The 14,800-nt window shown below is 73.4% G+C and carries 11 protein-coding genes; 3 read left to right on the top strand and 8 right to left on the bottom strand.

From position 1 onward, the window contains the following. Positions 1 to 77: 77 nt before the first annotated feature. A complete protein-coding gene (locus ACTWPW_RS09095) occupies positions 78 to 824 on the bottom strand; it encodes a TetR/AcrR family transcriptional regulator (RefSeq protein ID WP_375118783.1) in 747 nt (248 codons plus the stop codon). Between the two features lie 98 nt (positions 825 to 922). Between ACTWPW_RS09095 and ACTWPW_RS09090 the strand changes: the two genes are divergently transcribed. Beyond that, positions 923 to 2,368, top strand: coding sequence for an MFS transporter (locus tag ACTWPW_RS09090; protein ID WP_443168419.1), 1,446 nt, complete (start codon positions 923 to 925; stop codon positions 2,366 to 2,368). Positions 2,369 to 2,371: 3 nt separating this feature from the next. Here ACTWPW_RS09090 and ACTWPW_RS09085 read toward each other — a convergent pair whose 3' ends face one another. The 7 genes from ACTWPW_RS09085 to ACTWPW_RS09055 all read right to left on the bottom strand — a co-directional run bounded on the left by ACTWPW_RS09085 (position 2,372) and on the right by ACTWPW_RS09055 (position 13,367). Further along, positions 2,372 to 3,538, bottom strand: a complete 1,167-nt coding sequence (locus ACTWPW_RS09085) for a VWA domain-containing protein (protein WP_443168418.1) — start codon at positions 3,536 to 3,538, stop codon at positions 2,372 to 2,374. Continuing rightward, a complete protein-coding gene (locus tag ACTWPW_RS09080) occupies positions 3,535 to 5,775 on the bottom strand; it encodes a DUF5682 family protein (RefSeq protein WP_443168417.1) in 2,241 nt (746 codons plus the stop codon). Before ACTWPW_RS09080 ends, ACTWPW_RS09085 begins: the two co-directional genes overlap by 4 nt. Continuing rightward, positions 5,772 to 6,836: an ATP-binding protein gene (locus tag ACTWPW_RS09075; RefSeq protein ID WP_375115391.1), complete on the bottom strand. Its 1,065-nt coding sequence runs from the start codon at positions 6,834 to 6,836 to the stop codon at positions 5,772 to 5,774. Before ACTWPW_RS09075 ends, ACTWPW_RS09080 begins: the two co-directional genes overlap by 4 nt. After that, entirely contained in the window at positions 6,833 to 8,236 is a 1,404-nt protein-coding gene (locus ACTWPW_RS09070) for a DUF5691 domain-containing protein (RefSeq protein ID WP_443168416.1), read from the bottom strand. Before ACTWPW_RS09070 ends, ACTWPW_RS09075 begins: the two co-directional genes overlap by 4 nt. Continuing rightward, the gene (locus ACTWPW_RS09065; protein ID WP_443168415.1) at positions 8,233 to 10,065 is read right to left on the bottom strand and encodes an SWIM zinc finger family protein; all 1,833 of its coding nucleotides are present in this window, start codon (positions 10,063 to 10,065) and stop codon (positions 8,233 to 8,235) included. Before ACTWPW_RS09065 ends, ACTWPW_RS09070 begins: the two co-directional genes overlap by 4 nt. Before the next feature lie 87 nt (positions 10,066 to 10,152). Then, positions 10,153 to 11,790: a discoidin domain-containing protein gene (locus ACTWPW_RS09060; RefSeq protein ID WP_443168414.1), complete on the bottom strand. Its 1,638-nt coding sequence runs from the start codon at positions 11,788 to 11,790 to the stop codon at positions 10,153 to 10,155. Beyond that, on the bottom strand, positions 11,790 to 13,367 hold the full coding sequence (locus ACTWPW_RS09055; protein ID WP_443168413.1) for an alkaline phosphatase D family protein: 1,578 nt from the start codon (positions 13,365 to 13,367) through the stop codon (positions 11,790 to 11,792). The genes ACTWPW_RS09060 and ACTWPW_RS09055 overlap by 1 nt, the downstream gene beginning before the upstream one ends. Positions 13,368 to 13,500: 133 nt before the next feature. Here ACTWPW_RS09055 and ACTWPW_RS09050 point away from each other — a divergent pair, with 133 nt between their 5' ends. Continuing rightward, entirely contained in the window at positions 13,501 to 14,046 is a 546-nt protein-coding gene (locus ACTWPW_RS09050; RefSeq protein ID WP_443168412.1) for a cupin domain-containing protein, read from the top strand. Positions 14,047 to 14,085: 39 nt separating this feature from the next. Continuing rightward, on the top strand, positions 14,086 to 14,742 hold the full coding sequence (locus tag ACTWPW_RS09045; RefSeq protein WP_443168411.1) for a dsRBD fold-containing protein: 657 nt from the start codon (positions 14,086 to 14,088) through the stop codon (positions 14,740 to 14,742). Positions 14,743 to 14,800 lie beyond the last annotated feature (58 nt).

Raw genomic sequence — 14,800 nt, 5'->3', positions numbered from 1 at the left:
AGCTATGGCCGGGCCCGGCCCGGCACATCGGGCGCGGGGCCTAGGGAATTGGGCCTAAGGCGGGCCCCAAGGCGGGTCTAGGACGTGGGCATGCGGGCCTGGATGCCGTCCAGCAGCAGTTCGAGGCCGTAGCGGAAGCGATCTTCACCGTCGCCGGCGACCAGGTCGTCCACGTATTTGCTCACGTGCGGGAACCGATCCGAGGGCAGCGCGCGGTAGTAGCCGGCGATCTGGCCGACGAACGCCTCGAAGTATTCCTGCTTGCTCTGCAGCCCGGCCGCGCGCATCCGCGCGTAGTGCAGGGAGCCCTCGTAGGCGTCGCCGACGATGTAGAGGGAGAGCCGGTCCATCGCCAGGGAAGCCTCGCTCGGGGGCATCCCGGCCTCGATCAGCAGCCCGAAGAGGAACTCGCCGGCGCGGACGGAGTTCTCCCCCGACGGGATGTTGGCCAGCGCCGCCCTGGCCACGTCGGCGTGCGCGGCCAGCACGCGGTGCACCTCCATGGCGTACGTCCGCAGCTGCTCCTTCCAGCGGCCCGCGTCGCGCTCGGGCAGCCGGATCTCGCCGAGCACGCGGTCGTAGACCAGCTCGAGCAGCTCGTCCTTGCCGGCCACGTGCGCGTAGAGCGAGGCGGGGCCGGTGTCGAGCTCCTGGGCCACCCGTCTCATGCTCAGCGCGTCGAGGCCCTCGGCGTCGAGGATCCGCAGGCCGGTCTCGATGATCAGGTCCTGGCTGAGCTGCCGCTTGGGCTGCGCCGTCCGGCGCGCCTTGCGCCACGGGGGCGCGGGCACCTCGCTCCGACCGTCTTCCTTGCCATCCGCCATACGAACACTGTACTTGACACGAACACTGTTCGTCACTAAAACAGTGTTCGTGACGAACACCGTTCGTCCATAGAACACCGTTATGAAGGAGTTTGCCGATGACAGTCACCGCCTCAGCGGCGACGACCGAGGTCCAGCCCTATCGCTGGCGCTGGGTCGCCCTGTTCGTGATCCTGGCCGCCGAGGTCATGGATCTGCTCGACGCGCTCGTGACCACCATCGCCGCCCCCACGATCCAGAAGGAGCTGGGCGGCTCCGAGAGCCTCGTGCAGTGGCTCGGCGCCGGCTACACCCTGGCCATGGCCGTCGGCCTGATCACCGGTGGCCGGCTCGGCGACCTGTACGGCAGGAAGCGCATGTTCGTGATCGGCGCCTGCGGCTTCACCGTCGCCTCCCTGCTGTGCGGCGTGTCGGTCACCCCCGAGATGCTGATCGCCAGCCGGGTGTTGCAGGGCCTGTTCGGGGCCGTGCTGATCCCGCAGGGCCTGGGGCTGATCAAGGAGATGTTCCCGCCGCAGGAGCTGGGCAAGGCGTTCGGCATGTTCGGGCCGGTGATGACCATCTCCTCCGTCGGCGGGCCCGTCCTGGCCGGCTGGCTGGTGGACGCCGACTTCTTCGGCACGGGCTGGCGCATGATCTTCCTGATCAACCTGCCGATCGGCCTGGCCGCCGTGCTCGCCGCGCTGCGCTTCCTGCCCGAACACCGCCTGGCCAACGCCACCAGGCTCGACCTGCCCGGCGTGGCGCTCGTCTCGGCGGCCGCGTTCCTGCTGGTCTTCCCGCTGATCCAGGGCCGCGAGCTGGGCTGGCCGGCCTGGACGTTCGTCTCGATGGCCGCCTCGATCGTGATGTTCGCCGTCTTCGGCCGGTACGAGTCCCGCCGCGCCGCCTCCGGCCGCGACCCGCTGATCACGCCCACCCTGTTCCGCAAGCGGGCCTTCACCGGCGGGATGGTGGCCGGCCTGGCCTTCTTCTCCGGCATCATGGGCTTCGGCCTGGTCTTCAGCCTCTACACGCAGGCGGGGCTCGGCTTCACCCCGCTCGAGGCCGGCCTGACCGGGCTGCCGCAGGCGCTGGGCGGCGTCGTCGGCTTCGGCCTGGCCATGGCGGGGCTGCAGGAGAAGCTCGGCCGCGGCCTGCTGCAGATCGGCACCGTCGTGATGGCCGCCGGCGCCGCCGTGCTGGCGATGACCATCCACCTGGCCGGGATGGAGGTCGGCAGCTGGCAGCTCGCCCCAGGCCTGGCCCTGGTCGGCATCGGGATGGGCCTGACCATGGCGCCGTTCTTCGACATCGTGCTGGCCGGGGTCGAGCCGCACGAGTCGGGTTCCGCCTCGGGCACGCTGACCGGCGTCCAGCAGCTCGGCGGCGCGCTCGGCACCGCCGTGCTCGGCACGCTGTTCTTCAACCTGCTCGGCAGCGAATGGAGCTTCGGCGCCTCGATGCAGGCCACGGTGTGGGTCGAGGTGGGACTGCTGGCCCTGACGTTCGCGCTGTCGTACCTGCTGCCCCGGCGGGCCAGGCCGGAACAGCAGGGTGCCTGACGGTCAGGGAGCGGTGTGGCGTTCGGCCCACCGGGCGATGTCGCGCCGCTCGATGGCGGCCGCCATCAGGTCGGGGAAGGCGTCGGGCGTGCACGCGAACGCGGGCACGCCCATCGCGGCCAGCGCGGCCGCGTTCTCGTGGTCGTAGAACGGCGCGCCCTCGTCGGACAGCGCGAGCAGCACGATCACCTGTACGCCGGCCTGCGTCATCGCCGCCACCCTGCGCAGCATCTCCTGCCTGACGCCGCCCTCGTACAGGTCGCTGATCAGGATGAAGATCGAGTCGGCCGGCCGGGTGATGAGCCCCTGGCCGTAGGCGATGGCCCGGTTGATGTCGGTGCCGCCGCCGAGCTGGGTCCCGAACAGCAGCTCCACCGGATCGTGCAGCCGGTCGGTGAGGTCCACCACCGCCGTGTCGAACACCACGAGCGACGTCTTCAGCGACCGCATCGACGCCAGCACCGCCCCGAACACGCTGGAATAGACCACCGAGGCCGCCATCGACCCGCTCTGGTCGATGCACAGCACCACCTCGCGCTGCACCGACCGCTGCCTGCGCGCGTAGCCGACGAGCCGGGAGGGGACCACGGTGTTCCGCTCGGGCAGGTAGTTCTTGAGGTTCGCCCTGATCGTCCGGTCCCAGTCGATGTCGGCCACCCGCTTGGGGCGGTGGGTCCTGGCCGAGCGGTCGAGCGCGCCGGTCACGGCCGCCCTGGTCTTCTGGGCCAGCCGGCGCTCTAGCTCCGTCACCACCTTGCGCACCAGGGCCCGGGCGGATTCGCGGGCCTGGTCGGGCATCACCTTGTTGAGCGCGAGCAGGGTGCCCACCAGGTGCACGTCCGGCTCCACCGCCTCGAGCATCTCGGGCTCCAGCAGGAGCCTGGTGAGGTTCAGCCGCTCGATCGCGTCCTTCTGCATGACCTGGACGACGGTGGAGGGGAAGTAGGTACGGATGTCGCCCAGCCAGCGCGCCACCCGCGGGGCCGACGCGCCCAGCCCGCCCTCCCGCCCCCCGCTCCGCGTGCCGTCTGGCCCGCCCTGGTCGTAGACGGCGGCCAGCGCCGCGTCCATCTGCGCGTCCACTCCCTCCAGCCCGCACCCGGTGCCGTCGGCGGACCCGCCGCCGAGCACCAGCCGCCAGCGCCGCATCCGCTCGTCCGCCACGCTCATCCGCCCGCCCTTCCGATGATCGACAGGACCGTCGCGACGGCCGCCGCCGCGCGCCGCTCGTCCACGTCCGGCTCCGCTGCCCCGTCGTCGTGGCCGGCCGAGCGCAGCCGCTCGCCGACGGCCCGGCGCTCCGGCGCGGCGAACGCCCCGAACGTACGGCGCAGCAGCGGGAGCACGTCGGTGAACTGCTCGCCGGACAGCCCGGTCAGCCACCCGTCGACCAGGCCCAGCAGGCGCGGGTCGTGCACCAGCAGCAGCCCGCCCCCGGCCAGGAACCCCTCCACCCACGCCGCCGCCCGCGCCGGCGCCTGCCCCCGGGACATGGCCCTGGACATGCGGTCACCGGCGTCGTCGAGCTCGCCGGAGTCCAGCAGGATCCTGGTGAACCGGCCCTCGATCAGCCCGTGCAGGTCCTGCCGGTCGCTGATGCCGCGCAACGTGCCCAGCCACCGGCTGCGCGGCGACGTCTCCTCCCGCACGCCGTCGGACAGCAGGGCGACGGCGGAGTGCACCGCGTCGACGTGCTTGAGCAGGTCGGCCGCCGCGTCGTCGTCCAGCCCCGTCACCGCCACCGGCAGGCCGACGCGGATCCGCTCCAGCATCGAGCGCACGATCACCGCCAGCCCCTCCGCCGGCGTGCCGCGCACGTCGCCGTACCGGTGGGCGCGCACCATCGCGGGCAGCGCCGCCATCAGGTGCGTGACATCGGTGTCGAGCGCGGCCTTGGCCGACAGCGCCGCCAGCACCTCGGGCAGCGCCAGCGGCAGCTCGGCAAGCAGGCACTGCTCCACCAGCGACGTCAGGTCCGCCAGCGCCGCGGACTCGGCCGCCGCCAGGTCCCCGGCCCGCTGCGCGGCCGCGGCGGCCACGGTGGTGCCGAGCGCGGCGTGCTCGATGAGCGCCAGGTCGTGCTCGGGCCGCCACCGCAGCGTCCACGTCTCCCTGAACGTGCCCTTCCCCCGGGCCTGCCCCGGCGTGCCCCAGCCCACCCCGAGCAGCCGCAGCCGGTGCAGCAGGTGGCTGCGGTCGAGGTCGAGGGGCTTGCGCAGGTCGAGGTCGATCTCCCGGTCGAGCGCCTCGGGCTTGAGCTTCAGCCGCCGCTGCTGCTCGCGCAGGTCCCGCTGGAGCGGCACCATCGGGGTGCCGTCGGAGACGTGGCCGAGCCGGTCGCCGACGACCATGCGCCGCTGGATCAGCTCCACCGCCAGGTCGTCGCCCTCGCACAATACGGCTCTGGCTGCCTCGGTGACCTCGCCCAGACCGGCCAGCGGCCGGCCGCGCAGGGTGGCCAGGCTCTCGGCCAGGCGTACGGACTCGATGACGTGCGCGGACGACACGGGCAACCCCTCGTCGCGCAGCACCGCGGCGGCCCCGGCCAGCCAGCGCTCCACGGGCCGGTCGGGGGCGTCGAACAGGTGGTGGTACCAGCCGGGGGAGGTGATCCCCGCGCCGTACCCGCTCCACGAGGCCAGCCGCCCGTACGTCCACGGCACCCACGTCAGCTCCGCCTTCACCTTCGGCAGGCCGCGCAGGAGGGCGTTGTCTGCCGTGACGGGCGGCAGCGGCCCGGCCAGCGCGGGCACGTGCCAGGCCCCGCAGATCACCGCGATCCGCCCGAAGCCCTGCTTGAGCGCCGCGCGCAGGGTCTTACGCATGTACGCCTCGCGCCTGGCCTCCCGGCCGTCCGGCTCGTGGCCCTCGCGCACGGCGGCCATGGCCTCGGCGATCACCTCGAACGGCGTGTCACCGCCCCGGTGCTCGACGACGTCCTCCCACCAGCGCTCCGGATCGTCGTACCCGGCCGCGCCGGCGAGCGCCCCGATGGGATCGACCCGCAGCCCGGAAGGCTCTTCACCGTCCTCGGCCCGCCCGCCGGCAGCGTCGTCGCCGTCCTCGGCCCGCGGGCCGGCGGCATCGTCGCCGTCATCGGCCAGGGAATGGGCGGCGGGCAGGTCGCAGAAGCGCACGGGGACGCCGGCCGACGTGGCGTACATGATCGCCTGCCACTCCGGCGAGAACGCGGCGAACGGCCAGAACGCGGCCTTGGCGGGCTCCCCCGGCACGTGCGCGAGCAGCGCGACCGGCGGCTCCAGCTCGGGCGCGAGCCAGACCAGGCCGTCGGCCTCGGGCGGGCCCTCGATGAGGATCACGTCGGGGCGCAGGCGTTCGAGCTCCCGGCGCACCGCCCGCGCCGAGCCGGGGCCGTGGTGGCGTACGCCCAGGACGGAGACGCTCATGACTCTTCGCGGCAGGCGCGGTAGAAGTCGCGCCAGTCGGAGCGCTCGCGGACCACGGTCTCCAGGTATTCGCGCCACACCACCCGGTCCGACACCGGCTCCTGCACCACCGCGCCGACGATCCCGGCGGCCACGTCGGAGGGCCGCAGCACGCCGTCGCCGAAGTGCGCGGCCAGCGCGATGCCGCTGGTCAGGACCGAGATGGCCTCGGCCGTGGACAGGGTGCCGCTGGGCGACTTGACCTTGGTGCGGCCGTCCTCGGTGACGCCGGTGCGCAGCTCTCTGAACACCGTCACCACGCGCCGGATCTCCGCCATCCCCGTCGTCGTCTCCGGCAGCGCCAGCGCGCGGCCCAGCTGGGCGACCCGGCGCGCGACGATGTCCACCTCCTCCTCGGCGGTGGCCGGGACCGGCAGCACGACGGTGTTGAAGCGGCGGCGCAGCGCGCTGGACAGCTCGTTGACGCCCCGGTCGCGGTCGTTGGCCGTGGCGATCACGTTGAACCCGCGCTCGGCCTGGACCTCGCGGTTGAGCTCGGGTATCGGCAGTGTCTTCTCCGACAGCACGGTGATCAGGGCGTCCTGTACGTCGGACGGCATGCGGGTGAGCTCCTCGACCCGGGCTATGCGGCCCTCGGCCATGGCCCGCATCACCGGCGACGGGGTCAGCGCCTCGATCGAGGGGCCCTCGGCCAGGAGCCTGGCGTAGTTCCAGCCGTACCGGATGGCCTCCTCGGCGGTGCCGGCCGTGCCCTGCACGAGCAGCGTCGAGTCGCCGCTGATGGCGGCGGCCAGGTGCTCCGACAGCCACGTCTTCGCGGTGCCGGGCACGCCGAGCAGCAGCAGCGCGCGGTCGGTGGCCAGGGTGGCGACGGCGACCTCGACGATGCGCCGCGCGCCCACGTATTTGGGGGTGATGCGCTCGCCGTCGCCCAGGATGTACGTGGTCACGGCCCACGGCGACAACTTCCAGCCCGGCGGCCTGGGCCGGTCGTCGTCCTTGGCCAGGAGTGCCAGCTCCTCGGCGTACTGGTCTTCCGCGTGCGGGCGCAGAACGGTCATAGGGAAAGCTCCTTGTACATGTCAGCACGAAAACGCAGCAGGGCGGCGACCTGCTGGATGGGCTCGACCGGCGAGTAGCTCTCGGCCAGCGGGAACAGGGCGGGGTCGATATGCTCGCCCGCCAGCTTGACCAGCTCGCCGAGGTTCCACGGCTGCGTGGTGGCCACCTTCACGATCTTGCGGAGGACGGCCGTGGCCAGGCCCTCGCGCCAGTGGGACGACACGCCGCCGAGCACCATGATCAACTGGCTGTCCAGGTCGTGGTTCCGCACGAACCTCGCGGCCAGCTCCTGCTGCTCCTCCGGGGGCAACGACTCGAGCAGGTCGGCGATCGGGTCCCAGTCGAACATCGCCCGCGCCCACTCGGGGTCCTTCTGCAGCACGGCGGCGCGTACCCAGGCCGCCTTCACCTCGGCGTCCCAGTCGGGGATCTTCAGCTTGAGCAGCAGGGCGGGCGGCCGGTCCCACACCGACAGCGGGGCGCGGGCGATGATCTGCTGCAGCCACCAGGCGCGCTCGCCGATGCCCCGGGGCGGCTTCGGGCGCACGCCGTCGCGTTCCATCGCCTTGTCACAGGCCGTGGGGGCCTCGACGGCGATGACGTCACCGGTGCCCTCCCGCCGGATCGTCACGCAGGCGCGCACCCGCTCGGCCATGCGTTGCGACATGCGCGACCCGGGCAGGCGGGTGAGGAGGTTGGCGGCGGTCTGGCGTACTTCCCTGCGGCGGTCGTCGAGCGCCTCCTCCAGGAACGGCTCGTCCGCCATGCTGAGCCCCTCGGCCAGCACCTCCGCGAACTCGGCCCGGTCGTCGGGCGTCTCGCGCTCCCACGTGCTCTCCAGCAGCCGCCGGGCCTGGGCCGGGTCGGCCGCCCTGAGCGCGCGCAGGTGCGCCCGCCGGTCGGCGGCACCGCCCAGCTCCCACGTCTCGCCCGTGGGCTCCTCCAGCAGGTAGTCCCAGGCGGGGTTGAGCCCGGCCAGCCAGCGGCCGCGCTGCCCGGCCAGGACGCCGAGATGCACCCTGATCGAACGGTCGCGCCGGCCGCGTTCGAGCAGCTCGGGCAGCACGAAGGCGGGCACCCTGCGGCCGGTGGCGGCGGCCGCGGCCAGCCATTCGGGGAGCAGCCGCTCGTGCTCGCCGCCCAGGATCCGGCCGAGCCGCTCGGCCGCCCGCCGCCCCACCGCCGCCCGCTCCTCGGCAGGCGCGCTCCCCTGCCCTCCAGCCCCGGCCTCGACCTCCTCGGCGGACGCGCTCCGCTGTGCCGCCGTCCCGGCCACGCGCCGTCCCGCCCGCCGCCTCGCCACCTCGACGGCGGCCGCCTCCAGCAGGTCACCTCCCTGGTACGGCCGCCGGTCGGTGCCGACGAGCGCCGTGGACGCCAGCTCGTCCCAGCCGGTCACAGGATCACCGCCGTTCCTTCGTCGTCCCAGGTGGTCAGGGGTCGCACGCCTTGGGGGGTCCATTCGACCGCCACGGTGACCGGGTGCCCTCCGGAGACGGCGATCAGCCGCCAGGGGTCCTGGCAGCGGGGATGCAGCGGCAGGCCACCGACGGAGGTCCGGTCGGGGACCACGCCGGCCAGCACGAGCGGCCAGGACTCGGTCCACGGATCCTCGGCCAGCGCCCGCGCCACCTCGTCAAGCCCTTCCTCCGGCGACACCCCGGGCGGCACGGCACGCGGTACGGCGGGGGCCTGTACGACGGAAGGCAGCCCGGCGGCGACTCGCCCCTCGGGCGATGACGCGACGGGAGCCGACCCCGCGCCGGCGCCTCGCCCCTCGGAGGCCGACGCGGCAGGAGACGCGACTCCGCCCGGCATCGCCGGGACCTGCGCGGCAGGAGGCAGCGCGGAGGTGGGAGGCAGTCCGGTGGCGGCTTGTCCCTCGGGAGGCGCCGCACCCGGAGACGGCGCACCCTGGGACCCCACTGCCCGTGACGGCGCGGCCGGGGACGGCGCGGCTGGGGAGTCCGCTGGTGGGGACGGGTCGGGGGTGGGTGGGGGCCAGGGGGCGGTGCCGTGGCGGGTGGCGACCAGGGCGCGCAAGGGGGCGGCGCCCGGGTAGAACGTGAGGTCGGCGTCGATCGTGGTGCCCGTCACCAGCGAGGCGTCCAGCGGCTGCCCCTGTGGTGCGAACGACAGGATGAGGGCGGGCCTGCCGGTGCGGCGGCCCCGCAGCCAGACGCGGCGCGCCGTCAGCCGGTCCTGCGCCTCGTCGCGCCTGCCCAGGACGTCCCAGTGGTCGCGCACCGGCGGCCCGGCCAGCACCTCTTCCCTGGTGACGGGGAACCCGGCGCGGATGAGGACGGTCTGTGCGAGGGGCTTCGGCAGCTCGGCCCGCCGCCGGTAGGCGATGGCAAGCAGGTTGATCAGGGCGTATTCCTCCAGCAGCCGCCCCGGCCAGCCCTCCTCGGCCCGCACCCGGGACAGCCGGGACACGACGCCCGCCACTCCCGGGGCCTGGGCGTCGATGAGGCGCTTGGCCAGGCCGTCCCAGTCGTGCTCGGCCGCTCCCGCCAGCCCTTGGCGCACCTGGTCGGCCAGCCACCGCTCCAGCTCGGCCAGCCCGGCGGCGACCCGCGAATGACGTACGGACTCGCCCCGACCGCCTGCCGAGGTCCCGTTCGCCCCGATCGCGGTCCCGGGCCCAACGCCTCGTCCCGGCACACCCGGACCCGGCCCCTCCGCGCCGAGCGCGCCCAGGTCCGACGGGTCGGTGCCCGAGGTGTCCGGGCCCGGCGCGCCCGTCTCGCCGAGGGTGGCCCGGCCGGCCGCGTCGCCAGGCCCGGCGTCCCCAGCTTCGGCTCCCCCTGCCCGGGCGGCGTCTCCGGCTTCGAGGGCGGCGGCCTCGGCGGCCTTGACGCGCGCGGCTTCGAGGCGGGCGGCCGACTTCTCGGCGCGCTCGGCCCGCCCTTCCAGCCACTCCGTCACCCACTGCGGCGCCGCCTCCTGGACCGGGACCGCGTCGGCGGACCACAGGAGCAGCAGCCCGAGCGCATGCTTGCACGGGAACTTCCGGCTCGGGCAGCTGCACCGGTATGCGGGCTCGGTCAGGTCGACGCACGCCAGGTAGGGCTTGGCGCCGCTGCCCTTGCACTCGCCGTACAGCACCGTGCCTGTCGTGCCGCGTAACGACCACTTCCCTGGCGCTGCCACTCCCTGCGCCGCCTTCTGGGACGGCGCGTCGGGGGCGAGGGCGAGGACCTGGTCGCGGCTCCACCGTTCCGTCACCTGCCGCAGACTAGCCAGCCCGACCGACAGTTCGCGGCCGGTCAGGGGAGATCGGCCGGCTGTTCCGACGCGACGGGTTCCGACGGGTCAGCCGGCGGTCACCTCCGCCGCCGACAGGTACGAGCCGCCGCCGGCCCTGGTGCCCTCCAGCCGCACGTAACGGGCGTCCACGGCGGGGAACGTGGCCGTCTTCAGCCGGGCGTCGCCCGCCCACGTGCCGCCCGCGACCTCCGTGAAGGTCTGGCCGTCCGTGCTGACGTAGACCTTGTAGTCCAGGATCGTGCCGTTCAGGTTGCCGTCGAAGCGCGGCTGGTAGCCGACGTTGCCGACCTGCTTGACCTCCCCCAGGTTGAGGGTGATCGACTGTGGGAGCGGGGTGGGCGGCGAGTACTCCGAGTGCCAGAACGTGGCGATGTCCCCGTCCACGGCGCGCTCGGGGCCGAAGCCGGCGTGGAAGCTGCTGGCGTACACCTTCGGCTCCGTGCACGTCTCCGTGACCGTGACCGGCACCTCCGTGCTCTCGTCCCCGACGCGCACGGTGATCACGTGCTCCCCGGGAGGGGTGTCCCTGGGTGCGGTGATCTTGATGGTGGCGGTGGTGGCCTGACCGGCGGGCGCGTCGAGGGACGCGGTGGCGGGGGTCGCGGTGAGCGGCGCGGCGGCCGTCACCGTGAGCGGCCTGGAGAGCGCGTCGCCGGTGTTGTTGACGATCCTCGCCGCCACCTCCGCCTGGCGTACGGCCAGCTCGCAGTGGTCCAGCGCGATCCGGCTCGGCGTCACCGTCTGCTGGACCGGCTGCCCGGCGGCCAGCAGCGCCCAGCCGAACGGGACGTCGGCGTAGTACGCCGAGCGGCAGTCCCGGGGCGCCGAGCGGGGCCGGCCTGCGTCGAAGTGCGGCTTGCACGAGGCGCGGTCGGGCAGGTCGGCGTCGTACGCCGTGTCCAGCCCGGCCGCGAGCACCTGCCCGCGGGCGAACAGGTAGCCGCTGTGGCTGCGGCTCTGCGCGTCGGCCTTGTCGAACAGCGCGTCACTGTACGCCTTCGGCCCGGTGAGATCCGCCCAGAACGCCTGGGGCGCGCACCCGACGGTCTGGTCGGTGCTCGGCACGGCGCAGCGGGCCGCGCGGAAGTCGCCCCCCAGCACCGTGACCTGCGCCTGGGGGAACTTGTCGGCCGCCAGGGCCGTGTACGCGGCCGTCGCCGTGGCCGGGTCGCCACCCGGGTGGACGGCGAGCAGCGGCACCTGGAGGCTGCCGTCGCGCCTGGCCGCCCCCGTGTACGCCTGGTCCTCGTCCTGCACGCGCTCGTACCCGGTGGGCCGGGCCGCGGTCATGGTGTCGGCGTTCAGGATGATCGCGGTCTCGCGGACGGAGCCGTCCGCCTGGAACGCCGAGCGCTCCCCCGCCACCTCGACCCGGTAGCGGTACCCCAGGGCCCTGCTCAGGCTGGTGGCCAGGCGGCGGGCGCCGGGGCCGAGGAGCTCGTTGAGCACCAGGGCGTCTGGGGCGGCGGGCAGCCTGGCGGCCAGCCGGGCGGCGAAGTTGTCCAGGTCGGTGGTGTCGGCGGCGTCGGCGGGGCGTACCGAGTCCTGGAGATCGGCCTGCACCACGAGCACCTGACCGGCGGGGGTCCTGGGCAGCTCGGGGGCGGTGGTGGAGCCGGCCGCGGGCACGGCGCCCAGGGGGATGAGGGCGAAGGCGGCGGCGAAGTGGAGAGATTTCTTCATCACGCGTCCTGGAGGGCGGGCCGGCCCGACTCGACGACGAACGACTTGCGTACGGAGGCGGTGCCGTCGGGCGTGGTGACCTTGTCCACGACCACGTAGTCGGCCCGCATGGTGTCCTTGGCGACGCGGCAGCGGATGTAGCCGCGCTGGTTGTTGAAGAACTTCAGGTGCGGGTTGGCCGCCAGCCACTCGGCCCCGCCGGCGGTCGTGTCGGAGCCGTTGCCGCCGGAGGTGATCGAGGTGCCGAGGAACTCGACGCCCACGGTCGGGGAGCCGGGGTCGGCGAAGTCGGCCTTGAGCTCGGCGGCGCAGTTGACGTGCGCGTCGCCGGTGATCACGACCGGGTTGGCGACCTTCCGCTGGGTGATGCCGGCCCACAGGCGGTCGCGCTCGGCCGCGTACCCGTCCCAGGTGTCGGGGTTGAGCTGCTGCAGCCCGGGGTCGGTGAGCCGGTCGAGCTGGAACATCATCACCTGGTTGGCCAGGACGTTCCACGTGCTGCGGGAGCGGCCCAGGCCGTCCAGCAGCCAGGCGGCCTGCTGCTCGCCGAGCATGGTGCGGTTCGGGTCGAGGCGGGCGGTGACGTCGGCGGGGCTGCGGAACTGCCGCTCGTCCAGGACGTGGAACGTGGCCAGCCGGCCGTACCGGATGCGCTGGTACATCGGCATGTCCGGCCCCACGGGCAGGGCCGAGGGGCGCATCGGCTGGTTCTCGAAGCAGGCGCGGAAGGCGGCGGCGCGGCGGCGCAGGAAGTTCTCCGGGGTGCCGCCGGTGGGCGACAGGTCGGCGCCCCAGTTGTCCTCGACGTCGTGGTCGTCCAGCGCGAAGAACCAGGGCGCGACCGCGCGGGCGGCCTGCAGGTCCGGGTCGGAGTTGACCAGGGCGTAACGCAGGCGGTACTGCGAGAGGGTCATGGTGGGCGCGTTGTGCGCGGCCGACAGCGACGTCTTGCGCTGGCCGCCCGTGGCGCCGATCGCCAGCTCGTAGATGTAGTCGCCCAGGTGGCCGATCAGGTCGAGGTCCTGGGCCGCCATGTCGCGGTAGGCGGTGTAGAACCCGCTCTCCCACTGCTGGCAGGAGGCGTACGCGAAGGAGACCTCGGTGTTCCAGCGGGGGTCGGGCGCGGTCTTCGTACGGCCGGTGCGGCTGGTCTCGTCGCCCACCGTGAAGCGGTACCAGTACTCGCGGCCGGGACGCAGCCCGTTCACCTCGACGTGGACGGCGTGGGCGAGCTCGGGACGGGCGGTGGCCACGCCCTTGCGCACCACGCGGCGCATGCCGTCGTCCTCGGCGATCTCCCACCGGACCGGCACGGGGACGCGCGGCATGCCGCCCATCCCGTCGTCGGCCAGCGGTTGCGTGGCGAGCCTGGTCCACAGCACGACGCCGTCGGGGCGGGGGTCGCCGGAGGAGACGCCTAACGTGAACGGGTTCGCGGACAGCGCGGGCGCCGGGTCGCTCACGCCGCCGGGCACCTGGCCCAGGGCGATGAGCCCGGCCACGCCGGTGGCGTACGTGAGCATCTGGCGCCGGGATGCCCTGCTGTCGAGCAGCGAACGCCATTGATCGGGTTTCACCTGGTCTTGCCTCATTCGTCGGTCTGGTTGCCGGTGAAAAAATATTAAAATATGAGAAATCGTCCGGCAGGTGAACGCGCGGGGTCATCGGCGGAAGCAGGACCTGTCCGAAATATCCACATAGACTCACCTCGTGGAGTTGCGGATCTACCCTGACGGCCCGTCCATCCAGGTGGCCGACGAGGCGGCGGCCCTGGCCGCCCCGCTCGACGGCCAGCTCGTCCTCGACGGCAACCGCTTCCTGCGCCGGGACGTCAAGGGCGCACCGGTCGCGTTCGTGGAGCGACCGCCGATCGCCGAGGCACTCGACCTGCTCCCCCACCCCGAGGGCGGCTGGTTCCGGGAGACGTGGCGGTCGCCGGTGACGTTCACGCCCGACGGGTACCCGGGCGCGCGAGCCAGCGCCACCGCCATCTACTTCCTGCTGCACCCTGGCGAGGAGTCGGTGCCGCACATGGTCAGGTCGGCGGAGATCTGGCTGTGGCACCGCGGCGGACCGCTCGACCTGACGATCGGGGACGAGACGGTCGTCCTGGGGCCGGACGTGGAGCACGGGCAGGTGCCGCAGGCCGTCGTGCCGGGCGGCGCGTGGCAGTCGGCGCGCCCCGCGGGCGACGAGGCGGTGCTGGTGAGCTGCCTGGTCTCGCCGGGCTTCGACTTCGCCGACTTCACCGCCTAGCGTCCGGGTTCACCTGCTCCACCACCTGGCGTTCGAGGCATGACGCGGCCGGCCCTCTTCAACCTCGATCGGACCCTGCTCCACCTGGACGGGGCGTTCGTCCTGTGGGCGGGCGAGTTCGCCGAGCGGCACCGGCTGACGGAGGGGGCGGTGGAGCGGCTGGAGGGCTTCCACGCGCGGATGCCGCACCTCGCGGAGCTCTACGCCGGGGTGCCGGAGGCGCTGACCTGGTTGCGCGCGGCGGGATGGCGGGTGGGTGTCGTCACCAACGGCCCGGCGCGGCGGCAGCTCGCGAAGATCCGGCGGACCGGGCTGGACGACCGGACCGCGAGATCCCCGCAGGCCCGCCCCCTGAGCCCCAGTCGGTGGAAGGTTTACCGGCGCCCGGCCGGGCAGCCCGCTAGGGGTGGAGGAGGTGTGGCCATGGAGGCCAAGGAATGGACCGTGCGGATCTCTCTCGCCGAGGACGGCGACGACACCGCCGCCCGGGCGACGCTGACGATGGGGAACGGCGACCGCGTGACCGGGACCGGCCGGGCGCGCCGCAATCCCGCCGATCCGGCGGTGCCGGAGATCGGGGACGAGCTGGCCGCCTCCCGCGCGCTGGCGGACCTGGCGGAGCGGCTGGCGGTCATCACAAAACACGATATTTCGGAAACAACCGCCGAATCTCCAGCCCCCACCCGCTCGTGGTAACGCTATTATACCACGAAATGCGAATTAACGCATTTCACCGCTAAATGGCAAGATTTCG

The sequence above is a fragment of the Nonomuraea sp. KM90 genome, from assembly GCF_052246675.1.
Lineage (GTDB): Bacteria > Actinomycetota > Actinomycetes > Streptosporangiales > Streptosporangiaceae > Nonomuraea.
The sequence above is the reverse complement of the archived record's forward strand: the minus strand, read 5'-3'. Positions and strand labels throughout refer to the sequence as shown.